At 46.9% G+C, this 22860-nt stretch carries 18 protein-coding genes, 1 pseudogene and 1 other annotated feature; of the genes and pseudogenes, 7 read left to right on the top strand and 12 right to left on the bottom strand.

All coding sequences use genetic code 11. From position 1 onward, the window contains the following. Positions 1-4 precede the first annotated feature (4 nt). Positions 5-1204: an AI-2E family transporter gene (locus FYJ39_RS13790; RefSeq protein ID WP_353954592.1), complete on the bottom strand. Its 1200-nt coding sequence runs from the start codon at positions 1202-1204 to the stop codon at positions 5-7. Continuing rightward, positions 1185-2387, bottom strand: coding sequence for an alanyl-tRNA editing protein (locus tag FYJ39_RS13785; RefSeq protein ID WP_154473051.1), 1203 nt, complete (start codon positions 2385-2387; stop codon positions 1185-1187). The genes FYJ39_RS13790 and FYJ39_RS13785 overlap by 20 nt, the downstream gene beginning before the upstream one ends. A 175-nt stretch (positions 2388-2562) precedes the next feature. Between FYJ39_RS13785 and FYJ39_RS13780 the strand changes: the two genes are divergently transcribed. Beyond that, positions 2563-2787 carry a hypothetical protein gene (locus tag FYJ39_RS13780; RefSeq protein WP_154473050.1) on the top strand — a complete coding sequence of 75 codons (225 nt, stop codon included), beginning with the start codon at positions 2563-2565 and terminating at the stop codon, positions 2785-2787. A gap of 319 nt (positions 2788-3106) precedes the next feature. Here FYJ39_RS13780 and FYJ39_RS20535 read toward each other — a convergent pair whose 3' ends face one another. Then, the gene (locus FYJ39_RS20535; protein ID WP_178258418.1) at positions 3107-3256 is read right to left on the bottom strand and encodes a hypothetical protein; all 150 of its coding nucleotides are present in this window, start codon (positions 3254-3256) and stop codon (positions 3107-3109) included. Positions 3257-3391: 135 nt separating this feature from the next. Between FYJ39_RS20535 and FYJ39_RS13775 the strand changes: the two genes are divergently transcribed. Continuing rightward, positions 3392-3808 (top strand): hypothetical protein, encoded by a 417-nt coding sequence (locus FYJ39_RS13775; protein ID WP_154473049.1) that lies wholly within the window; start codon positions 3392-3394, stop codon positions 3806-3808. A 29-nt stretch (positions 3809-3837) separates the two neighbouring features. Next, positions 3838-4119, top strand: coding sequence for a hypothetical protein (locus tag FYJ39_RS13770; RefSeq protein ID WP_154473048.1), 282 nt, complete (start codon positions 3838-3840; stop codon positions 4117-4119). Positions 4120-4178: 59 nt separating this feature from the next. On the opposite strand, the gene FYJ39_RS13765 is transcribed toward FYJ39_RS13770, so the two are convergent. From FYJ39_RS13765 to leuS, 3 genes and pseudogenes are all read right to left on the bottom strand, one after another. Then, positions 4179-4988, bottom strand: coding sequence for a L,D-transpeptidase family protein (locus FYJ39_RS13765; protein ID WP_154473047.1), 810 nt, complete (start codon positions 4986-4988; stop codon positions 4179-4181). Between the two features lie 169 nt (positions 4989-5157). Beyond that, positions 5158-5277: pseudogene (locus FYJ39_RS13760) on the bottom strand (IS200/IS605 family transposase); the annotation flags it as partial. 826 nt (positions 5278-6103) lie between these two features. After that, complete coding sequence (gene leuS / locus FYJ39_RS13755; protein WP_154473046.1) at positions 6104-8518, bottom strand: leucine--tRNA ligase; 2415 nt, start codon at positions 8516-8518, stop codon at positions 6104-6106. A 150-nt stretch (positions 8519-8668) separates the two neighbouring features. After that, positions 8669-8935: a binding site (T-box leader), on the bottom strand. 359 nt (positions 8936-9294) lie between these two features. On the opposite strand from leuS, the gene FYJ39_RS13750 reads away from it, so the two are divergent. From FYJ39_RS13750 to FYJ39_RS13740, 3 genes are read left to right on the top strand one after another with little or no spacing between them, the layout of a single operon-like run. Further along, a complete protein-coding gene (locus FYJ39_RS13750) occupies positions 9295-10827 on the top strand; it encodes a DUF1538 domain-containing protein (RefSeq protein ID WP_154473045.1) in 1533 nt (510 codons plus the stop codon). Continuing rightward, on the top strand, positions 10820-11518 hold the full coding sequence (locus tag FYJ39_RS13745; RefSeq protein WP_154473044.1) for a hypothetical protein: 699 nt from the start codon (positions 10820-10822) through the stop codon (positions 11516-11518). Before FYJ39_RS13750 ends, FYJ39_RS13745 begins: the two co-directional genes overlap by 8 nt. Before the next feature lie 15 nt (positions 11519-11533). Further along, a complete protein-coding gene (locus FYJ39_RS13740; protein ID WP_353847245.1) occupies positions 11534-12790 on the top strand; it encodes an endonuclease Q family protein in 1257 nt (418 codons plus the stop codon). A gap of 402 nt (positions 12791-13192) precedes the next feature. Here FYJ39_RS13740 and FYJ39_RS13735 read toward each other — a convergent pair whose 3' ends face one another. The 4 genes from FYJ39_RS13735 to FYJ39_RS13720 form a co-directional block, all read right to left on the bottom strand. Next, positions 13193-14191 carry an isocitrate/isopropylmalate dehydrogenase family protein gene (locus FYJ39_RS13735; protein ID WP_154473043.1) on the bottom strand — a complete coding sequence of 333 codons (999 nt, stop codon included), beginning with the start codon at positions 14189-14191 and terminating at the stop codon, positions 13193-13195. Between the two features lie 2 nt (positions 14192-14193). Then, positions 14194-15534, bottom strand: a complete 1341-nt coding sequence (locus tag FYJ39_RS13730) for a citrate synthase (RefSeq protein WP_154473042.1) — start codon at positions 15532-15534, stop codon at positions 14194-14196. Positions 15535-15557: 23 nt separating this feature from the next. Continuing rightward, positions 15558-17867, bottom strand: a complete 2310-nt coding sequence (locus tag FYJ39_RS13725) for a hydratase (protein ID WP_154473041.1) — start codon at positions 17865-17867, stop codon at positions 15558-15560. A 468-nt stretch (positions 17868-18335) separates the two neighbouring features. Continuing rightward, the gene (locus FYJ39_RS13720; protein WP_154473040.1) at positions 18336-19421 is read right to left on the bottom strand and encodes a CPBP family intramembrane glutamic endopeptidase; all 1086 of its coding nucleotides are present in this window, start codon (positions 19419-19421) and stop codon (positions 18336-18338) included. Positions 19422-19528: 107 nt separating this feature from the next. On the opposite strand from FYJ39_RS13720, the gene FYJ39_RS13715 reads away from it, so the two are divergent. Continuing rightward, positions 19529-20179, top strand: a complete 651-nt coding sequence (locus tag FYJ39_RS13715) for a Crp/Fnr family transcriptional regulator (RefSeq protein ID WP_154473039.1) — start codon at positions 19529-19531, stop codon at positions 20177-20179. Between the two features lie 92 nt (positions 20180-20271). On the opposite strand, the gene rd is transcribed toward FYJ39_RS13715, so the two are convergent. Together rd and FYJ39_RS13705 are read right to left on the bottom strand one after the other, a co-directional pair. Further along, positions 20272-20436 (bottom strand): rubredoxin, encoded by a 165-nt coding sequence (gene rd, locus FYJ39_RS13710; RefSeq protein ID WP_154473038.1) that lies wholly within the window; start codon positions 20434-20436, stop codon positions 20272-20274. Positions 20437-20649: 213 nt separating this feature from the next. Further along, positions 20650-22746, bottom strand: coding sequence for an elongation factor G (locus FYJ39_RS13705; RefSeq protein WP_154473037.1), 2097 nt, complete (start codon positions 22744-22746; stop codon positions 20650-20652). Positions 22747-22860 lie beyond the last annotated feature (114 nt).

Below are 22860 nucleotides of genomic sequence, written 5' to 3'. Positions count from 1 at the left end.
CGTTTTACTCTTCCGGCTTGGATTCATGCATTTTTGTTTCCTTTAAAACGGCAGCCTTAGCCTCCTCACTCTTCTCCATCCCAAGCCTCCCTTTTAATCTCACATTCACCGTCTCCCTTAAAAGAGCATAAAGCACAGAACTGAAAGGAATAAATACAAGCATTCCCACAATTCCCATTATACTGCCGCCTACTGTTACCGCAACCAGCACCCATATGGAAGGGAGTCCCACGGAGTTTCCTACTACATAGGGATAAATCAGATTTCCCTCAAGCTGCTGAAGCACCAAGAAGGTGACTGTAAATATAAGCGCGTCCATAGGATTTACCATCAGCATCAGAAAAGCTCCCACACCCAGTCCCACAAAAGCGCCAAATATGGGAATTAACGCTGTAAAGGCGATGAGCACTCCGATGAGCAGGGCATAGGGAAGCCGCAGCACTGTCAGCGTTACAAAAAACATAGTGCCCAAAATCACTGCTTCTAAGCACTGTCCCGTAAGAAAGCTGGAAAAGGTACGCTCTGTCAAAGCGGCAATCTCCAGTATCCTGGCTACTGCCTTCGCAGGAAGAAACGCAGCCAGCAGCTTCACAGTCTGACGCTTTAAGTTTTCCTTTTGAAGCAGAATATAAATCGCAAAGATAAATCCTATCAGAAAAGAGGACACGCCGCTTACAATGGACACAGCCGCAGAAAAGGTAGTGTTCAGCATAGAGCCTGCCCCTGTCTTTAAAAACTCCACCATATCCTTTAATATCTGCTGCCAGTCCACCTGGAGATGGTTTACCTGCTCCAGAATCATTGCATTGTTGGCAAACAGCTGTTCCGCCTCTTTCCTAAGGCTTGTAAAAAAGGCTGGCACACTGCTTTGAAGAATTTCAAAGGTACTAAAAAGCTGGGGAGTCACCACAAAAGTAACCAGAAATAATATCCCAGTCACCACAAAGATGGTAAGCGCCAAACTGGCCGGCCGTTTGAGGCCTCTTGCCCTCCCTTCCAGAGGCAGATGACGCTCAATATTGCGCATAGGCACGTTGAGAATAAAAGCGATTGCCCCGCCCAGAATAAAAGGCCCTGCAATGCGCACCAGAGCCGCGGTCAGCCCCAGCAGCTGCCGGTAGTTAATGCCCGCAACCACTGCCACTACTGTAAACAGGATAAGTCCCCGCAATTTTTTTATTGTATCATGATTCAGCTCCATCATCCTCTCCTTTTATTTTGTTTGCTTCCTCATAAAAAATTTCCTCTATGGTTCTTTTGCAGGACCGGAAGGTACCCTGGGCCATAAGAGAGCTTCCTCCGCCCTGTCCATTAAGCCTTCTGTTAAGTATCCTGCTCAAGATCCGCACATCAGCTTTACTGCTTCCAAGAGCGTAGCGATACTCCTGCTTCTCGTCACTGCCTGAGCATACGGCCACAATCCGGCCCTTGTTCTGCTCATAAAGGAGAGTAGCCATCTGACGAATCTGAACCGGAGCCATCCCCTCCTGAAATACCACCAGGGGCCTGCCACTCTCAGGAAAACCCTGAACCTTTAAGTCTAAAAGCTGGCTGTAAAGGCGGCCTATAAGCATATCCTTCGCCTGAGCGTCGTTTTTAAGCTTCTCAACTGCCTCCGGAGCCAGATGAAGCTTAGCTGACAGAAGATTGGATATTTTCAGCTCATCCTTCAGCCTGGCCCTGTAATCCAGAACAGCCCTGCGGCCGCAAAGCATGAAAAGGCGAACTCCCCCTTTATATCGCATCATACTCTTTATCTTGATGATCCCCACTTCTCCCGTATGCTCCACATGGGTTCCACAGCAGGCACAGACATCCCCTCCCGGTATTTCCACAATCCGTACCAAACCCGGCAATTCCTTTTTGCTGCGGTAATCCATGGTCAGAAGCTCCTCCTGGGAGGGATAAATAACCCGCACCAAAACATTGGCATAGACAATCTCATTGGCTTTATTTTCCAGCTCGTCCAGCTGCTCATTGGTCAATTCACCATTAAAATCCACCGTCACTTCCTCTGTTCCCATGTGAAAGCCCACGTTGTCATAGCCATAAATTTGGTGAATCAGCCCTGCCAGGATGTGTTCTCCTGTATGCTGCTGCATATGGTCGTATCTCTTTTGCCAGTCTATCCTTCCCTCTGCCAGAGTCCCCGGCTCCAGGGGAGACGCCAGCTCATGGAGGATACGTCCTCCCTTCTCCCGGACAGATAGAACCTCCACTTCATTTAAGATACCTGTATCTGAGGGCTGACCACCGCCCTCAGGGTAAAATCCAGTCTGGTTCAAAGTCACCAGCCAGGTGCCTCTGCCGCTTTCCTCACAAGTTTCCACTGTACACATAAATGACTTCACATAGGGAGTCTGATAATATAATCGGTTCTTTTCCATATTTGTAGCCCCTTTTGCAGCTCAGCCATCTTTACACTGCTGCCTGCGTGGACATTATACTATATTTTCTTTGCATGTACCAACAAATAATAAAAATTTTTTAAAAAACTTAGAAACATGAGCAAGCCAAAGGTCATATGATACAGTGTAATTAAACTTTAATGGAGGAACTATCATGAGTGATGTAGCAGCAACAAACTGCGGTTGTGACTGTGGATGCGGAAACGGAGGAAGCGGATTTAATTGTATTTGGCTGATTCTGATTCTGTGCTGCTGTGGCGGTGGAAACGGCTTCTTCGGTAATAACTGCGGCAGCGGTTGTGGGAATGGATGTGAATTCATCTGGATTATCCTGATCCTGTCCTGCTGTTGTGGCGGCGGAAACGGCTTCTTCTGCTAATTCTACCTCTTTAGGAGCCTTCACCAAAGAAATTTAACATAATGAAAGGGAGCTGCTTCGTCCCCTGCACATAAAACAGTGAAGGGGACAGCTACTCTTAATCAAAATACGGTATAGGCCTTATGGCTATGCCGTTTTTTGTTCTTTGGAGCGCTTTTGTTTTCTGCGTTCCTCAAAGATTTCTTCTAGTTCTTCAGCATGCTTTCCATAAATAGGAGCTCCTATTTTTATAAGTATGTCACATAATAGGGTGGGATAAAAGTATCTAATTTAAAAATGGCATCAGCTTTACGCCAATGCCTCAACATTCAACCCCTTTTTACTTGGAAGCGCCAGCATTCATGGAGCCCGAATATCCTTGATGGCCCCGGTTCTTACCTCCATATCCCTTCCTGCCCTGCTTCCTTTTTAAACATTCATCATCTATTTCATAAACCGCATTTCCTTCAATTACAAGACGGCTGTACATGGATTTCACTCTCCTTCCATATTATTAATATATGCATGGCCTATGCTTTGGCTCATAACGTCAAAAAAATATGGCATGGAACCAGCTTTACCTGCATAAGCTTAAAACAAAGAAACAGAAGGCCGGTAAAACCATATGCCCCCATTGAACGATTATAAGCTTACAGATTTGGACTATCTGATAGGAGACCATCACCTGCAAATGATAAAAGCTGCCCTTCCCTATTTAGGTATACCAGAACAGCGTGCCGTATCTTTATTCGTAAAAGCTCAGGAGCTGCGAAAAACCATAGAGCTCTTTGAAACAGAAGAAGTGGCCTCTATGGGCATCTGCTCTTTAGAAAAAAAGGAACAAAACACCTCCGTCCGGGATTTGCTCAAGGCCATCCGCCCCTATGGGAATCCTTCTGAGCAGGATATGATCGATATGGCCCAAGCTTTTATGGACGGCCAGACTCCTATGGAACAGCTTCGCCGCTTCCTTACCCCGGAACAGCAGTCCCGTTTTGAAACCATGCAGATGATGATGACTGCGTTTCAGTCCATGGCGTAAAAACGTTTTCTCAGAAAGGAATACATCATATGGATATAAGTTGGAAACAGGACCCTAGACTGGAAGACATCAGCCCGGAAAAGCTCACATTACTGACACAGTTTGCAGAGCAAATTGAACGAACAGATAAAAACCACCTGATGGAAGCCTTCATGACTGTTAATCTGGAGGCTCAGGAAAAGGGGCTCCAGTTCAACGACCAGGAAACAGCCCTTCTGGTGTCTATTTTAAGCTCTAATATGTCTCCCAAGGACAGAAAAAGGCTGGAGCTTTTAAAAATGATAGCGAAAAAAATGGCAGGGCCGCGCTGATACAAGCGCACCACTGCCTTTATCTAACGATAACCAACAAAGTTATTTAGCTCCATCCTTTAATATAACTGGTTCAAGTCAGGCGCAATCACAATTTTCGTCTGCTTAGTCACAGACTGAACCAGCTCCATAGCCCTTGCTTCCGGTAAACGGATACATCCCGCAGAACCGTTGTCAGACGAGGCCGCAGAGCAGTGAAGGAAGATAGCGGAGCCCATACCGGGGATACAGTCAGAATTGTAGTTTAATGCCAGCCCATAATTATAATAGGGGGAGGCCGCGCTCATATTCTCAGCGGACTTCCAGCTTTTGGGAAGCTGCGAGGTGTTCACCAGCTTATTATAATAGGGGCTGGCTGAATCGTCCACCCAATAGTCGCCTTTTGCTATCTTATGGTAAGGCAGAATACTTCCCGGATCCTCTTTTAAACCAAAGGCCATGGTAAGGCCGTAGGTGCCGGCCGGAGTTTTTCCATCTCCCTCTCGCTTATGAGCCGTGATTCCGCCTCTCCCAACGACGCCCGCTTCCTTCCAGGCAAGCTCCCAGCCTCCGTCCTGGTTCTTTTTATAATAAGAAACGTCCGCGTTGCAGCCTCCTGTCCCAACTACAACAATTAACTGGTCGGCTCCCTCTGCCCCGGTAAGATTGGCAGGAATAATCTCGCCGTTTCGAACAGACGGAAGACCTTCTGTCCCTTCAGAGCATTCGGCAGGAACCTTATCACCTACTCCAGAGGCTACTCCCGGCCCTTTTGCTGTGCTGTCCGTTTCCGTCCGAACCCTTACCCCGCCTAGGCTGGTCATGGCAATAGTTCCTGCCGCCAGTAAAACGGCTCCCACCAATAAGCTGTATATCCTTATTATTTTCATAATGTATAAGCTCCTTTGCTGCTTCCTTTTCTCTGATTATACCTCTCATTTCCAGAAATATCATTTCTTTTCTTACAGCCAGCGTCTCAAGGCGCCCTAGTCCTTCTCTTCGTTCAAGTCCCTATCGCAGTTGCTGATGCCTCTAAAGAAGCGTTTGTATTCCTTCGACTTAATTCTTAAAAGGGTCTTCGTATTCTTTTACACTTAATTTATCTTGCATAATACCCTGTTTTTCCTGATCTTGGATATATTTCCTTTTTGCAGCTTCATTTAATCCTAACGTACTCACTTGACACTCCCCGCAGCTAAAGCAAGGGTTTTTACGACACATTGGATAATAATAAGTGGTTTTTACGGCTCCTTGCCGGGCCCTATTACATTTATTTGATGGCCTACAATCATATTACCTATATACATACCCATTATCTTATGTGCTCTTCCGGCCATACATTTCTTTTCCTCTATTTTAAATTACTACAGTCAACATAAAGGGGCTTGAATTATCTCTTTCCTATTGTTATAATATATGCATAAAAGGAACAACCGCCCCATACAAGGGGTTGGCCTATTTGGAAGATAGAAAATCCACCCTCTCAACAGCCAAGTTTACAAGGGTGGTTTTTCTATACCCATTTCTGGGATTTTTATAGAAAAACGTTACTTACGCTTATGAAATATAAAGGTAAGCAATGCCAGAATGAATAGCCCAAAGGTCATTAAGTCCTGAAAGCTAAATTCCATCTGCACCACCTCCCAACTTTTGTATATGGGAGGCCAACGCCCTTGCAGTGACACGATTGTTCCTTTTTTAGTATATCATATCGTTTTATCTGGAACAATCCTAACTTTTTAAATTATCCCCCTCCTTATGATTATAGCATCTGTTCAGCAATTTTTTATTTGTATTTGTCATTACGCTATAAAATTTTCAATGGTGGATTTTGGTTTCGTGCGTACTTCATTTCTGTTGAGAAACTCGTAGTTACCCACTCAACTGGCTAAAGCCAACATTTCATACCCAGACGCATAGTCGCGTCCGGGCCTTGTACCCCACCGGGTGAACCCTAAGAGTCTGTGCCCTTGACACAGGTTTCATTCCAGCCGCTTCCCTTTGATCACCGGCACACAATATTTACTATCTTTCCAGGGACATAAATCTCCTTTACCACATTTTTTGTCAGCTTATCCTTTACAGCCTCTTTTCCTGCTGCAATGGCTTCCTCTTTGGAAATATCGGCAGCTACATTGATTACAGTCCGTATCTTTCCATTTACCTGAACAGCAAGTTCAATTTCATCATCCTTCATAGCTTCCTCGTCGCACTCCGGCCACTGGGCATGGAACACGCTGTCTGTGCCGCCTAACTGCTGCCACAGCTCCTCCCCGATATGAGGCGCAAAAGGAGCAAGAAGGATCACAAAGGTCTTTAAGGTCTCCTTGTCAATTCCGCCCTCTTTCCTGGCTAGCTCAAGCAGCTTATTGTTGTACTCCATAAAGCCTGAAACAACCGTATTCAAACTGAACTGATTAAAACGGTGTTCAATGTCATATACCAGCTTATGACGAATCCTTAGCATTTCCTTTGTGGTCTTACGCTCCTTGTCCTTGTTGTCCATTACCAGATTCCAGAAACGGTTCAGAAAACGAGATACTCCCTCAATTCCCCTGTCATCCCACTCCGCATCCAACTCCGGCGGTCCCACAAAAAGCTCGTAAAGGCGTAAAGCATCGCAGCCATAATCTTTTACCAGTTCATCAGGGGAAACTACATTTCCTTTGGACTTGCTCATTTTGATTCCGTTCTTTCCGGTAATCATTCCCTGGTTGAACAGCTTCTTAAAAGGTTCATCAAAATCGATGACCCCGATGTCGCAGAGGAACTTCGTATAGAAGCGTGAATACAGCAGGTGAAGAACCGCATGCTCCACACCACCGATATACATATCAACCGGAAGATACTTGTCAGCCTTCTCCCTGGATACCAGCTCCTCCTTATTGTGGCTGTCTACATAGCGAAGGAAATACCAGGAGGAACCTGCCCACTGAGGCATGGTGTTGGTCTCACGCTTAGAGGGAGCACCGCAGACCGGACAGGTGGTATTAACCCACTGGTCTATGGCAGCCAGAGGAGACTCTCCTGTTCCTGTAGGCTGGTAGCTCTCCACCTCAGGGAGCCGTAAGGGAAGCTGATCCTCAGGTACCGGTACGCAGCCGCACTTGGGACAATGGATGATGGGTATAGGCTCTCCCCAGTAGCGCTGGCGGGAGAACACCCAGTCACGCAGCTTATAATTCTCCGTCTTGCGGCCAATGCCCTTCTTCTCAATCAAATGCGGAGCTTCCTTCTTAAGGACGGCTGATTCCATGCCATTCCACTCGCCGGAATGAATCATAAGGCCGTTTGCTTCTGTATAAGCCTGAACCATATTCTCAATTTCCACCCCGTCCTTTGCGATTACCTGCACAATGGGAAGGCCGAATTTCTTTGCAAATTCAAAGTCTCTGTCATCATGGGCAGGCACGCACATGATAGCACCTGTACCGTAGTCAGCCAGTACATAGTCAGACAGCCAGATAGGTGTTTTGGCTCCGTTTAAGGGATTGACAGCATAGCTTCCAGTAAATACGCCTGTTTTCTCTTTGGCCTGCATACGATCTACGTTGGAGCGCATGGAGGAATCAAAAATGTATTTCTCAACTACCTCTCTGGTTTCCTCCGTTGCCAAGCTTTTAGCCAGCTCATGCTCAGGAGCCAGCACCATAAAAGTAGCTCCGTAAAGGGTGTCTGGTCTGGTTGTATATACGGTAATTGTTTCATCCCGCCCGTCGATAGGGAAATCCACCTCGGCGCCGTAGGATTTTCCTATCCAGTCGGTCTGCATCTTCTTAACCTTCTCAGGCCAGTCCAGCTTGTCCAGATCATTTAAAAGACGTTCTGCATACGCAGTTATTTTAAGCATCCACTGGCGCAGGTTCTTCTTCGTAACCGCAGCACCGCAGCGCTCGCAGCAACCATTCACCACTTCCTCATTGGCAAGTCCTGTCTTGCAGGAGGGACACCAGTTAATGGGAAACTCCTTCTCATAAGCCAGACCCTTTTTGAACATCTGAACAAAAATCCACTGGGTCCACTTATAAAACTCCGGATCTGTGGTATTAACCTCCATATCCCAGTCATAGATAGCTGCAATCTGCTTAATCTGCTTCTTGATATTCGCCACATTAGTCGCTGTGGACTTAGCCGGATGCACCCCCATTTTGATGGCATAGTTCTCAGCAGGAAGCCCAAATGCATCCCATCCCATAGGGTGGATTACATACTTTCCTTTTAAAAGCTGGTATCTGCTCCACACATCGGAGATCACATAACCTCTCCAGTGTCCTACATGAAGGCCGCTTCCCGATGGATATGGGAACATATCCAGGCAGTAGTATTTCTCCTTCTTTCCGTCATTTACATTGATGGGATGTTTTTCCCAATTCTCACGCCACTTTTTCTCAATGGCGCTGTGGTTGTACTGTGTTGCCATGATTTCCTTCCTCCATAATGCTTCATAATAAATGGTTCTGTGCTCAAGTGTACTCCAACTTAAAAGTCCGGCAATCCAGACTTTTACGCTAGGGGAATCCCTGAAGGAATTTCAGCCCTTCCTGAAAACCAAAAATCCTGCGCCTCTATCACTAGAGACGCAGGACAAATAATTCCCGCGCGGTACCACTCTGATTCATGCACCTGTAATATGCATGCGCTCATTCCTCTTATAACGGTAAGGCCTCCGGCTAATCCTATTAAAAGACCGGTGAGAAGCACATCCGCCTCATCCCCTTGCCCTCGTTCGAAAAAGCTACTCCAGGGCCAGTTCGATAGCCCTCCGTCACCGGCTTACACCCCCCGCCGGCTCTCTGTATCCATCAGGCTGTCTACTATTCCCTATCCTCATATTTACGCTAATTTTAAATTTAACATATTTCTGAAAACGTGTCAACTGTCTCTGTAGAAAAAACTCTCCGCCCTATCATCCCCAAGGCTCCTTTCCGTCCAAGGAAGCCCTGGAGCATATGCTGCTGATTCCAGTGTACCCTTCGGCATATAACCATAAGCGAAGGCTTCGAGCATGCATTCCCACAAGCCCATGCGTAATGAAAGCAGGTTTCTTAACACAACTTTAACGCTCTGCACACTTGCCTCCGCATTTGTCCTATGTTAAGCTTACACTAGATTTAGATCTATGGAGCATCATGAACTGCGCCTCCCAAACCGGCCTTTCAAACCGCTTCTATAAAACAGACAACAGGAGGTAACGATTTGAATCAGAAACTAAAAGAAAAAATCACCGAATCCCTATCCTCTGTTCTGCCTGTCAGCTGCATCGTTTTGATTCTTGGCATTACCATTGCCCCTATTCCCTTAGATCCATTGATGCTCTTTTTGGCAGGAGCAGCCTTTCTTATTATTGGCATGGGGTTCTTCACCCTGGGCGTGGATATGGCCATGATGCCCATTGGTGAAAAAGTAGGCGCCCAACTGACGAAAACGAAAAAACTGTCTATTATCATTCTGGCCTGCTTTGTCATCGGTTCGATTATCACTATTGCAGAGCCGGATTTACAGGTTCTGGCAGAGCAGACCCCCGCGGTGCCTAATATAACTCTGATACTGACAGTAGCTGCCGGAGTGGGCATCTTTCTGGCCTTGGCCTTTCTCCGCACCCTTTTTGGCTGGAGCCTTTCCCATATCCTTATTGTTTGCTATCTTGTCCTCTTTATTATGGCCTTTTATATCCCTCAGGATTTTCTGGCCGTAGCCTTTGATTCCGGCGGCGTTACCACCGGCCCCATTACCGTTCCTTTTATTATGGCTTTGGGCGTGGGTCTTTCCTCCATCGGACAGGGCAAGGACTCCCATGGTGACAGCTTCGGACTGGTAGCCCTATGCTCCATCGGCCCCATTCTCTCAGTTATGATACTGGGGATTTTATTCCAGTCATCCTCCGGCTCCTACGAGCCTATGACCATCCCCTCCATCGCTAACTCTCAGGATTTGTGGTTTGCTTTCCAGCACGAGCTGCCGGATTATGCCAAGGAGGTATTCTGGGCTCTGCTTCCTATTTTCTCATTTTACCTTTTTTTCCAGATATTTTTCCTCAAAATGAGAAAGCGCCAGGTTATCAAGATACTGGTTGGCGTACTATACTCTTACATAGGATTGACCCTTTTCCTTACAGGGGTTAATGTAGGCTTTATGCCTGCAGGTAATTATCTTGGAAAACAGCTGGCCGGGCTTTCCTATAACTGGGTAATTATCCCCATATCCATGCTCATCGGTTTTTACATTGTAAAAGCAGAGCCTGCCGTACAGGTACTGAATAAGCAGGTGGCGGATATCACCGGAGGCACCATCTCAGAGCACACCATGATGAAAGGACTTTCTATCGGAATGGCGATTTCCCTTGGCATGTCTCTTTTGAGAGTTATGACAGGTCTCCATCTCTTGGTTTTGCTGCTGCCTGGCTATGCTCTGGCTCTACTTTTATCTTTTGTAGTGCCCCCGGTTTTTACCTCTATCGCCTTTGACTCCGGTGGCGTTGCTTCAGGCCCTATGACAGCTACCTTCCTCCTTCCCTTCGCCATGGGTGCCTGCGAGGCGTTGGGAGGAAATATTCTGACAGATGCTTTCGGAATTGTGGCAATGGTTGCCATGACCCCTCTCATTATAATTCAGCTTATCGGCCTGTCCTACGAGTTTAAGACCCGCAGGGCAAATGCCAAAACAGACCTGCTCGTTCTGGATATGAATGAAGAATTTATTGAACTGGAAAAGGAGGAATCCCATGATTAGCAGCCCTATCAGATGGACGGGAATCATTGTAGACCGCGGAAAGGGCAACCGTGTTGCGGCTTTCGTTAAAAAATATGATCATGAAATCCTTCTGGCCGTCAGAGGCCATGGCACTGCCAGCTCTGCCATTATGGACTGCCTTGGCCTAGACGAGCCAGAGAAGGATCTGGTTTTAGGCATGGCATCGGTTGAACATTCCAGAAAGCTTTTGGAAGCGCTCCAAAGCGAATTGGAATTTGACAGGCCAGGCCATGGAATCGCATTTACCATTCCGCTATCAGGCATCAGCGCTGCCGCTGCCGGCCAGTTAAAGGGCTTATACAAAAAAGAGGCCCTAACTGTACCCACTGATTCCAAAAAGGAGGATATTTCAATGAATGATGGTGCAAAATATGAATTAGTCGCAGCCATTATCAACATAGATGTGATTAACCCTGTTATGGAAGCCGCCAGAAAAGCAGGCTGCAAGGGAGGAACTCTGTTAAAGGCCAGAGAATTAGAATCTGGAGAGGATAAGAAGCTATTCGGGCTAACCTTGTCCCAGGAGAAATCCATTCTTCTGATTCTCACTCCCAATAGCCAGAAGCAGTCTATCTTGCGGGCCATTTGCGAAACCGTACTAAAGGAGACGGGGGAGCATGCGCTGGCTGTTTCCCTTCCTGTGGAACAAGTAGAAGGAATACAACTGTAAAACTGAGGCTCACACATGTATATTGCTGATTTACACATCCACTCCAGATACTCCATGGCCACCAGCCGGGATTTAATTCCTGAGCTTCTGGATCTATGGGCAAGAAAAAAGGGTATCCATATTCTGGGTACTGGAGATTTTACCCATCCTGCATGGCGCAGAGAGCTTAAGGAAGCGCTGGAGCCTGCTGAGGCGGGTCTTTATACACTGAAACAGGAGCGTTCTATCCCCCTTGAAGGGGGATTTTTTAAGGAACCGGTTCGGTTTGTTGTCAGCGGAGAGATCAGCTCCATCTATAAGAAAAACGGCCGTATAAGGAAGGTTCACAGCCTGATTCTTCTGCCGGATCTGGCGGCTGCTGACACGCTCTCTCTCAAGCTGGAGGCCATTGGCAACATCCGCTCCGACGGCCGTCCTATTCTGGGGCTGGACTGCCATGATTTGCTGGCTCTCACGCTGGAGGTATGTCCTGACGCTATCTACATTCCGGCCCATATATGGACCCCACACTTTTCTCTGCTGGGAGCACGCTCCGGCTTTGATTCCATTGAGGAATGCTTTGAGGAGCTGACTCCCTTTATAAGGGCTCTGGAAACAGGTCTTTCCTCTAATCCTGCTATGAACTGGCGTCTGCCCTTTCTGGATTCCTTCCAGCTTATTTCTAACTCCGACGCCCATTCCCCTTCCAAGCTTGGGAGAGAAGCCAATCTTTTGGATATTCCCCTCTCCTATGAGGGCCTTTATAATGGGATACAGGAGGGAAAGGGGCTTATGGGAACCATTGAGTTTTTTCCTGAAGAGGGCAAATACTTCTATGACGGCCACCGCAAATGCGGAATATGCCTGAGTCCTTCTTACACCAGAAGCCTTAAGGGCATCTGTCCTGTTTGCCATAAACGGATGACTCTGGGAGTTTTAAACCGGACTCTGGAGCTGGCAGATCCTAAACGAAAGGAAGGCTTTCTCCTGCCCGGAGCCCATCCCTTTGAAAGCCTTATCCCTCTTCCTGAAGTTATCGCCTCTTCTCTTGGAGTATCCTCATCCGGTAGTGTGAGAGTCGGAAGGCTTTATGAAGAAATGCTCAAACACCTTGGAAATGAATTTAAAATTTTGCGGGAAGCAAGCCTGGATGATATTGGGAGGGTTGGAACTAAGGAAATTGCCAGGAGGATTCAAATCCTAAGGGAAGGAACTGTCACCTGGAGCCCAGGCTTTGACGGAGCATACGGTAAACCAATCTTTGATTTTACAGAGCCGGCTTCCATGTGCTGACGGCGATGCTCTGATAATCTGTCAAAGACTGTTTGCTATAAAATGGCAGCCAGGCGTCTGGATAAGATCGGTACTCGCTAGAAGAATCGCACTTGCCAGTCCCAGAAACCAGCCTCCGATTACAACCAACCGGGGGATTTAAATCCCTATGCTTTTAATTGGCGGATAAAAGGCACGCCATAAAAAGCTGTGATGTACCGTCAGAAAATCGGGCAGCAAACATATGGATCACGTATTAGGAACATGGTTCAGTACAGTTGCCTGCAGATGATAGGATATCTCATATCAAAAGGCGCTGATCCATAAAACAGAATCAACGCCTTTTATATTATCTCCTTGACAAAGATATTGGTTTCCCATCTATACTGCCTTTCACACAGCCTTTCATAATTATATACTGCATTACAGCCTTGAAATTACGGCAGCAGTATAGTCTGCTGTGCCTGCACTTCCACCAATATCCGGCGTGATCGCACTTCCCTCTCCAAGAACCTGATCGACCGCTTTTCGAATCCTTGCGGCACAGTCCATTTTTCCCATATATTCCAACATCATGCAGGCAGACCAGAGAAAGGCAGTGGGATTAGCGATTCCCTTTCCCGCTATGTCAGGAGCGCTTCCATGTACCGCCTCAAACATGGCGTAGCCGCTGCCCAGATTACTGGATGGAAGAAGGCCTAGACCGCCTATAAGACCACTGGCAAGATCTGAGAGTATATCTCCATAAAGATTTGGCATTACCATCACATCGAACTGCTGAGGACGCATCACCATCTGCATGGCTACGTTATCCACAATCTTATCCTCTGCCTCGATCTGTGGATATTTTCGGCTTATCTCATAAAAAATATCCCGAAACATACCGTCGGAAAGCTTCATGATATTTGCTTTGTGCACGCAAGTTACCTTTCTGCGGCCATAACGCATCGCATAATCAAAGGCGTCTCTGATAATACGCTCGCTGCATTTTCTTGTAATTATCTTGATAGAGTGGGCCGTATCCTTATCTACAATTTCCTCCACTCCAGCATATAAATCCTCTGTATTCTCGCGGAAAATCACAATATCCACATTTTCAAAAGGGGTCTTTACCGCAGCGTTGGACTTGGCAGGGCGGATATTAGCATACAGATCGTATTTCTTGCGCATCATTACGTTTAAGGAACGGAAGCCCTTTCCAACCGGCGTTGTAATCGGAGACTTTAACAGAACTCTGGTGGTTTCAAAAGACGCAAATGCCGCGTCGGGAATCAACGCTCCATTAGCCTCATACTCGGCCTCACCCACATTATAAATCTCATATTTCAGTCCAGCTCCTGCCGCGTCCAGAATTTGAAGGACTGCGTCTGTAATCTCCGGGCCAATTCCGTCGCCTTTAAATACGGTTATTCTCTCACTCATCTCTATCTGTCCTCCATTGCAACATAATCCATATTTGTTCCTACATACTTCGTTGCGGGACGCATGATCCGCCCATCATAGAGCTTATTCTCTATATTATGCGCTACCCATCCTACCGATCGGCTGCACACAAAAAGCGGCGTATACAGGTCTCTGGGGATTCTCAACATTCCATAAGCAAAGCCGCTGTAGAAATCTACGTTGGTAGGCAACGCCTTTCCTTTGATTTCCTCCATGACCTCCTTTGTAATCTTCTCAAAGCGCATATAAAATTCCAGCTCCTGCATGTGCTTTTGTTCCTTTGCCACCTCCAGACAGCAGGCTCTAAGCACCTCGGATCTTGGATCAGAGATGGTATATACCGCATGACCGAATCCATATACCAGACCTGATTTATCATAGAGCTCTCCTGCTAAAAGCTTCCTTACTGCCTGGCGAATCTTATTGTCATCTGCACTATAACCGCCGGTCTCCTCCAACACTGCGTCCATCATCTCCGCTACCTTAATGTTAGCGCCGCCGTGACGCGGTCCCTTTAGGGAGCCGATGCCGCCGCACATTGTAGAATAAATATCTGTGCCTGTAGAGGCAATCACCACATTCGTAAAGGTAGAGTTGTTACCACCGCCGTGGTCCGCATGGAGCATCAGTATCGTATCTAAAAGGCCGGCTTCCTTCGCGGTAAATTTCTGATCCTTTCTCAGAAGGCTTAAGAAATTCTCCGCAATAGAATACTGAGGGTTTGCATAGTGGATAATAAGGCTTTCCCTGTCATAATAATGAACCTTACTCTGGTAAGCGTAGCATGCAATGGAAGGAAGCTTTGCCACCAGATTCACGCCCTTTACCAGCGTCTGATACACACCCGTATTATCTGGATCGTCATCATAATTATAAAGGGTCAAAACTGCATCCTGAAGCTTATTCATCAGATTCTTTCCAGGAAAACGCAGCAGGTTCATCTCAACAAAATCATCTGGAATGGTATAGCACAAACGCAGGATGCTGCAGAACTTTTCCAGCTCCGCCTTCTTTGGAAGATAGCCGAAAAGAAGCAGAAAGCAAACCTCCTCATAACCGAAATGGCTTCCCTTTTTTCCCTTAACCAGATCCAGCACATCAATTCCACGGTACAAAAGCCTGCCGGGAATGGCCTGGATTCCATCCTTTGTTTCCTCATATCCCACTACGTCTGCAACTCTGGTAAGGCCCACTCGAACGCCAGTACCATCCTCATTTCTAAGGCCCTTTTTCACATCGTATTCCTTGTACCATTTATTCGGAATGTCTGTATAATTCTGAGATTTTCCATAAAATTGCGCCAGATAACTTTCCTTTACCATAGATGTGCTCCTTTCCTAATGCTTCACTGTCTGCTGCGATTGTAATTGATCAGACTTCCCGCCTTAACGATAGCCCGCTCCTCTTCTGTCATATCCGCAATGTACAAATTCAGCTCCTTTACCTCACATTCTCCTACACCATCTCCCAGAACATAGGCTTTCATGTTCTTTAAGTCTCCGTCCAGGGCTTCCTTAATGCCAGGTATATAGATGTAATCTCCCACCTCAAACTCCGGCTCTGCTTCCATCTGGAAGGGAAGCATCCCCCAGTTCATCACATTCGAGCGATAGCGTTTGGTGGCATATTCCTTACAAATATTAGCCAGTCCTCCAATCACCCTCTGACAGCTGGCAGCCTGCTCTCTGGCGGAACCATCTCCCGGCTTTACTGCATAGACCAGGCTTCCAATTTCAGTATCCTGAATTGTCACCTTGTCGCTGCCCTGAATTTTATTGATCGCCTCAAATATTCCTTTCAGCTCTGGAGCCATCTCCAATTCCTTCTCAGCGCCCTGGAGGACTCTGGCCTTCTCCAAAGCATCTACCGCTTTGGCTCTGCCCACATACTCCGGATCACGTCTGGAAAGGGTAAACTCCGCCAGGCCTAAAGGATTGGAACGGTAGGAGGAAGTTTCCCCGGAGGGAATCAGCTCATCGGTGGTTGTTACAGGATCCATAATCTTTGAACATACCTTTAAAAGGATATTATCTGCCAGAGGACTCATTTCCGGCCAGTCCTTGATATTCGGGCCGTACACCAGCTCCTTATCCTTCTGTCCCTTGCCATAGCCCATGTACACGCGGTTCTCATAGGAAATACCGTCAAACTCATAATCAGGAATCTTATCCCAGCCATCCATTTCCCAGGCAGAGGTCAGGCGGCCTCCGTTAGCTGCCGTAGCAGCGATCGAGCGGGCATCCATAAGAGCAACTGCAGCCATCTGCCCGCTGCCTGGCTTAGATCCCTCCCGGTTAGGAAAGTTTCTGGTAGTATGACGAATGCTTAAACCATTGTTGCAGGGGGTGTCTCCAGCTCCAAAGCAGGGGCCGCAGAAAGCAGTACGGATAATCGCTCCTGCATCCATCAGATTGGACACAGCTCCTTTTTTGACCAGATCGGCAAATACCGGTTGAGAGGATGGATACACTGCCAGTGAAAACTCATCGCATCCGCAATTCTTACCCTTCAAAGCCTGGGCAGCCTCCATGACATTGCTGTAGGTTCCGCCTGCACAGCCTGCAATCACCGCCTGCTGTACGGTCAGCTCTCCATTTATAATCTTATCCCTCAGTGAAAAATGAGCATTTCCACCGGAAATTTTCTCTGCCTCCTTCTCAACCGAACCAAGAATGTCAGAAAGGTTAGCCTTCAGCTCATCAATCTCATATGTATTGCTGGGATGGAAGGGAAGGGCTATCATAGGCTTTACTGTGGATAGGTCTACATACACGCAGCCGTCATAATAAGCCACATCCGCTGGCTTCAGCTCCCTATAGTCCTCCTCCCTGCCATGCAGGGCCAGATATGCCCTTGTATCCTCATCCGTGCGCCAGATGGAAGTCAGACAGGTTGTTTCTGTGGTCATTACATCCACTCCGTTTCGGTAATCCGTTGTCATGGAGGCCACGCCAGGACCTACAAACTCCATCACCTTGTTTTTTACATAGCCGTTCTTAAATACAGCTCCAATGACAGCCAAGGCAATATCCTGGGGTCCGGTGCCAGGCCTGGGCGCTCCGTCAAGATAAACAGCAATCACGTCTGGATAAGCTACATCATACGTATCCCTTAAAAGCTGCTTAACCAGCTCACCGCCGCCTTCTCCTACCGCCATAGTTCCCAGGGCACCGTAGCGGGTATGGCTGTCTGAGCCCAGTATCATCCTCCCGCAGCCTGCCATTCTTTCTCTCATGTACTGATGAATCACCGCAATATGAGGAGGCACATAGATGCCGCCGTATTTCTTTGCGGCTGAAAGGCCGAACATATGATCATCCTCATTGATGGTTCCGCCTACCGCGCAAAGGGTATTATGACAATTCGTCAACACATAGGGAATGGGAAACTGCTCCATACCGGAGGCCTTGGCTGTTTGCACGATGCCCACAAAGGTAATGTCATGAGATGCCATGCTGTCAAAGCGAAGCTTCAGATGCTCCATATTATCAGACGTATTGTGGGCTTCCAGGATGGAGTATGCGATGGTTCCTTTCCTGCCTGCCTCCCGGCTGGCCTCTCTGCCGGCCAGCGTCTTCACCTTCCCACGCTCCGATTCAGGTACAATCTGAGTTCCATTTACCAGATATATACCTTCTTCATACAATGATACCATTTTCCTTACCTCCTGATCACCTGATATTCTAATCCTCCATTTAAGTTCCTGTGCAGTTAAATTGATAGGACAGCTACCTAGCTCTCTTATGGAAAGAGTCTATTTTTTATCCTTATTTCGTATAACTATATAACAATTTCTCTTATTTGTCCAGCTTTTTTATTGTAGTTTCTACAGCTTTTATATTGTGGCTTGTCCAGCACGTTATCCTTTTATCACTGTTTTTCTCTAACACTTTAATTATAGAAAGCATAAAAATTAACGGCACTGGAGGCACAGAAGTAGTTTTTTATTTTACACAGCTTAGTTTCTTATCTGGAGTTTATCACATGGTTAACGCAGCATCATTCTAAAAAACCCTATATTTTCTATGTTTATTATGGCTTAATAGTGATTCTTTAACAGTCTAGGATAACCCCCTTACCAGAGCTTACCCAAAATAAATACACCAAACAATGACGGAACTATTTACCAGCTAAGCACAAAAAGCATGACACAGACAAGGAAATAGATAATCATTCCCGGATTGAAAAATACGGTGCGGAATCTTCTTCCTTTTTTTATGGGCCAGATACCGGGTGAAAATTTGATTTTCCTGCGAAACACAATCAGGAGGGTTATTCCTCCAATGACGCAACCAACCATTAGCAGGATATATCCCAGTAAAGCCATTCCAGAAACAACGATAACAACCTGGCTCAAATCAACGGAACATATCCGCTCTAGAAAAGGTATTATGCCAAAACCGCCTGTATCTCCGTCAAGTCCCTTTAAAAGCTCTGTCACCATGACACCGCCCATGAGATTGAAGATCATATGCAGCACAATCGTAAAGCTGACACGGCCTGTCTTGGCATACATATAAGCCCATACCAGCCCAAGACCGAAGGCATAAAAAAACTGCCCGAAATTGCCGTGCGCCATGCCGAACATAAACCCGGACACCAGCACAGCCGCCCACTCTCCATAGCCCAGGAGGCGATCCATAAGCAGCTTACGAAACAGCAGCTCCTCCACTACAGGGGCCAGAACAGCTGTGCACAGCAGATTCACCCATACATTGGAGCTCATCAGAAGTCCTTCCAGATTCTCCCCACTCAAACCCGAAGCCGGCTTGAAAAGCTCAACTGCCTGTCCAAGCAGGTTTCCCACCAGTCCTATTCCCATCGAAATTACCAGAACCACCAAAAAGCCTTCCGCCCCCCAGGATTCCCCGGACGGCTCTTTGCATTTGGGAATAGCCTGTAGCAGGGCAAGTGCGATTGGAAACGCAATCAGATACATAGAAACAGCCGAAATAAACATAAGACCGGTGTTGCTCAATAAATGGAGCGCTCCCGCTGTCCTTCCATCAATGAAGCCCATACAGACAATCATTCCTATCTGAGCCACCAGATTCACCAGCATAAACGCTGTACCTACCAGTCCTATATTGGAAAACTGTGCCCTCTGCCTTTTTTCCATCTCCCGTTCTTGTCTTTCTTTCTCCCATACTGGCTTCTGCTCCCACTGATTTTGCTGCGCATGCTCCAAAGCCGCTCTGTTCTTCTCCATAGTTTCGTCTATTCTCCTGTATAAATCCATTTCGATTAATGTTGCAAGTGCAACAAAAAAGTATTATTATAATATATATTAGCATAAAAAATTACAGGGTAAAAGAGATGACAGAATATTTTCAGAAAAATTTGTTTAAAGACATATCCATAGACGAATATAAGAGCCTGCTGGCCTGCCTTAACGCCAGGACAAAACAGTTCAAGCCAGGCTCCACCATCTGCGACTATGACCAGGGCTTTCATGATATTGGAATCATTGGAAAGGGAAGCGCGTCTGTGGTTCGTTATGAATTCAACGGAGCCAGAACCATCCTGGAGAGGCTGGGACCTCAGGATATATTTGGCCACCTTCTGTCCTATGAGGGCAGCGAGCATGCCGGTATCAGCGTAATCAGCGACAGTCTATGTGAGATTATGTTTATCCAGTATACAACGGTCGGATCGCCCTGCCACAAATCCTGCGCACATCACCACCAGCTGACCCAAAATCTGCTGGATCTGATAACCGAGCGGGCTTTAAGCCTAAGCAGGAGAGTCGAGGTTTTATCGCAGCGAACCATACGTGAAAAGCTTATCTGCTACTTTATGCAGCTGGCAGCCCAGGCCAAAAGCTCCACCTTTCAGCTTGCCTTTACTATGGTGGATTTAGCCGACTATCTTTCCATCGACCGAAGCGCCATGACACGAGAGTTAAAGCGCATGAAAGAAGAAAAGCTGATACAGATGGACAAACGAAAGATCCGCTTACTTCTTTAACTGCCAGGCGGTTCAAGGCTCTGGCAGACTTTATACGAAAAAATGCTTCCCCGGTCTGCCGTATCCTGACCGAAGAAGCATGAAAGCTACCCTTATTCCTCTATTACAGAGAATAGATCCTTACCTACCCCGCATATAGGACAAACCCAATCGTCAGGAATATCCTCGAATGCAGTTCCCGGCTCAATTCCGCTGTCAGGATCGCCAACCTCCGGGTCATAGATATATCCGCATGGATCGCATAAATATTTCTTCATTTTTGTTTCCTCCTTTATAAGATTACTGTGATTCCTTTGCAGGTTTCACAGATTTTTTCCTTTGATGTCTATACTATATCATAATGATTCCTGTTTTTCCGTGATATATGCAACATTTTATGAAAAACATATTTTACTTTCTTCAGCAAAGGAATACAGCCAGCTGCGCCATAATCCCTGCGGCGCAGCTTATCTGCCTTGACAGCGGAACAATTAATCGGAATCCTTAGCTGCAGCTCTGGCTTCCACCTCGCGCTTTTGTACATCTCCCGGAGCCTGCTCATAACGGCTGAACTCATAGGAATAGACACCGATGCCTCCCGTCATGGAACGCAGATCTGTATTATAGCCGAAAAGCTCGGACATAGGAATGTCTGCTTCAATCATCTGCTTGCCATGATGATCGGAATTCATACCAAGAACACGGCCTCTCCTGCGGTTCAAATCTCCCATAACATCGCCGGTAAACTTATCTGGAACTGTTACCTTTAACGAAGCGATGGGTTCTAGCAGAACAGGGCCTGCCTCCATAAAGCCCTGCTTAAACGCCAGAATGGTGGCCATCTTAAAAGCCATCTCGGATGAATCTACCGGGTGATAGGAGCCATCTAAAAGGGTAGCCTTCAAGCCGACAACCGGATACCCTGCCAGAGGCCCTTTAAGTACCGATTCCTGAAGTCCCTTCTCTACAGCCGGGAAATAATTCTTTGGCACAGAGCCCCCGAATATTTTCTCTTCAAATATATATGGCTTCTCCAGATCACCAGAGGGTTCAAACTCCATAATCACGTCTCCGTACTGTCCATGTCCGCCGGACTGCTTCTTATGCTTGCCCTGTACCTTCACTTTCTTGCGAAGGGTTTCACGGAATGCAAACTTAGGACGAGTCAGCACGATTTCCACCTTATAGCGGCTTTGCAGCTTGCTCACTACCACATCCAGCTGCTGATCGCCGATTCCGTAAAGCAGGGACTGGCGGTTCTCTGCGTCATTGACAACCTTAAGAGTCAGATCCTCCTCCATCATGCGTGAAAGCGCAGTAGATACCTTGTCATCCTCTCCCTTGTTAGCTGCCTTGTATGCCATATATGTATAGGGCGTAGAAATCTCAGGCTTGTGGTATACAATCGGAGCCGTGCGCACTGCCATGGTATCTCCGGTCTGAGTAACAGTCAGCTTTGCAACAGCGCCGATATCCCCTGCCTTAAGCTCCGGAACCTCTATCTGCTCCTTACCTCTGAGAATATAAATCTTGCCGATCTTCTCCTCCGCGTCCTTATTTACATTGTATACCACGGTATCACCCTTCAATGTACCGGTACATATCTTCATCAAAGAATATTTACCAATAAAGGGATCGACAATGGTTTTGAACACCCTGGCGGACAGAGATACATCATCATTGTACTTGGCTGTAAACCGCTCCCCTGTGGATACATCCACGCCGATACACTCAAAGTGGCCAGGTGACGGGAAATACTTGTCGATGGCCTGTAGCAGCACCTTAAAGCCCTGGCAGTTGATACCGGAGCCCATCATAACAGGAACAATCTCTCCCTCAATTACGTGGGCGCGAAGGGCTGTAGAGATCTCCTCCTGTGTAAATTCCTCGCCCAGGAAGTAACGCTCCATATATTCTTCATTGGTCTCGGCGACTGCCTCAATCAGAGCGTCCCTTGCAATGGTCAGATTCTTCTGAACATATTCAGGAATCTCACACTCCTCATAGTCGCTCAACTTGGTAAAGCGCCGTCCTGCCATCTTAACTACATTGACAAAGCCCACAAATTTTTCATTTTCACGAATCGGAAGCTGGAAGGGGGCGATCTTACGGCCAAATCTCGTCTCCAGCTTTACAACCAGCTCTCGGTAGCTAGCGTGATCATCGTCCATGTTGGTAACGAAAATCAGTTTAGGGAGACGGTACTTTTCGCAAAGCTCCCAGGCCTTCTCTGTCCCCGGTTCTATGCCCGCTTTGCAGTTTACAACAATAATAGCGGCGTCAGCTACGCTGATTGCCTCCTCCACCTCTCCTACAAAATCGAAGAATCCAGGAGTATCTAAAAGGTTTATTTTAATCGGCCCGCTCTCTCCCTGGTACTCCAGAGGAATCAGTGTAGTGGAAATGGAAAACTGCCGCTTAACTTCTTCCCTATCATAATCACTGATGGTGTTGCCGTCGGGCACTCTTCCCATACGGGTCGTAATCCCGGTCACATGTGCCAATGCCTCCGCAACGGTTGTTTTCCCTGCGCCTCCGTGACCAAGCAATACAACGTTGCGGATTTGTTCAGTCCCATATACGTTCATAGATTTCCCTCCTGTGCTTTAAAATTTAAGCCTATGCGTATATTTTACTAAATTTTTCTAATTTATTCAAGCATTTCATTTATTTTGCACAACAATTTTATGAGCATTTTAGCC

Source organism: Clostridium porci (assembly GCF_009696375.1).
GTDB lineage: Bacteria > Bacillota > Clostridia > Lachnospirales > Lachnospiraceae > Enterocloster > Enterocloster porci.
This window is presented reverse-complemented; position numbering and strand designations above follow the sequence as displayed.

What these genes read in the sequence shown, in the direction of transcription:
- FYJ39_RS13790 (WP_353954592.1), bottom strand. Translation starts at nt 1,204, where the DNA reads ATGATGGAGCTGAATCATGATACAATAAAAAAATTGCGGGGACTTATC.
- FYJ39_RS13785 (WP_154473051.1), bottom strand. Translation starts at nt 2,387, where the DNA reads ATGGAAAAGAACCGATTATATTATCAGACTCCCTATGTGAAGTCATTT.
- FYJ39_RS13780 (WP_154473050.1), top strand. Translation starts at nt 2,563, where the DNA reads ATGAGTGATGTAGCAGCAACAAACTGCGGTTGTGACTGTGGATGCGGA.
- FYJ39_RS20535 (WP_178258418.1), bottom strand. Translation starts at nt 3,256, where the DNA reads ATGTACAGCCGTCTTGTAATTGAAGGAAATGCGGTTTATGAAATAGAT.
- FYJ39_RS13775 (WP_154473049.1), top strand. Translation starts at nt 3,392, where the DNA reads ATGCCCCCATTGAACGATTATAAGCTTACAGATTTGGACTATCTGATA.
- FYJ39_RS13770 (WP_154473048.1), top strand. Translation starts at nt 3,838, where the DNA reads ATGGATATAAGTTGGAAACAGGACCCTAGACTGGAAGACATCAGCCCG.
- FYJ39_RS13765 (WP_154473047.1), bottom strand. Translation starts at nt 4,988, where the DNA reads ATGAAAATAATAAGGATATACAGCTTATTGGTGGGAGCCGTTTTACTG.
- leuS (WP_154473046.1), bottom strand. Translation starts at nt 8,518, where the DNA reads ATGGCAACACAGTACAACCACAGCGCCATTGAGAAAAAGTGGCGTGAG.
- FYJ39_RS13745 (WP_154473044.1), top strand. Translation starts at nt 10,820, where the DNA reads ATGATTAGCAGCCCTATCAGATGGACGGGAATCATTGTAGACCGCGGA.
- FYJ39_RS13740 (WP_353847245.1), top strand. Translation starts at nt 11,534, where the DNA reads ATGTATATTGCTGATTTACACATCCACTCCAGATACTCCATGGCCACC.
- FYJ39_RS13735 (WP_154473043.1), bottom strand. Translation starts at nt 14,191, where the DNA reads ATGAGTGAGAGAATAACCGTATTTAAAGGCGACGGAATTGGCCCGGAG.
- FYJ39_RS13730 (WP_154473042.1), bottom strand. Translation starts at nt 15,534, where the DNA reads ATGGTAAAGGAAAGTTATCTGGCGCAATTTTATGGAAAATCTCAGAAT.
- FYJ39_RS13725 (WP_154473041.1), bottom strand. Translation starts at nt 17,867, where the DNA reads ATGGTATCATTGTATGAAGAAGGTATATATCTGGTAAATGGAACTCAG.
- FYJ39_RS13720 (WP_154473040.1), bottom strand. Translation starts at nt 19,421, where the DNA reads ATGGAGAAGAACAGAGCGGCTTTGGAGCATGCGCAGCAAAATCAGTGG.
- FYJ39_RS13715 (WP_154473039.1), top strand. Translation starts at nt 19,529, where the DNA reads ATGACAGAATATTTTCAGAAAAATTTGTTTAAAGACATATCCATAGAC.
- rd (WP_154473038.1), bottom strand. Translation starts at nt 20,436, where the DNA reads ATGAAGAAATATTTATGCGATCCATGCGGATATATCTATGACCCGGAG.
- FYJ39_RS13705 (WP_154473037.1), bottom strand. Translation starts at nt 22,746, where the DNA reads ATGAACGTATATGGGACTGAACAAATCCGCAACGTTGTATTGCTTGGT.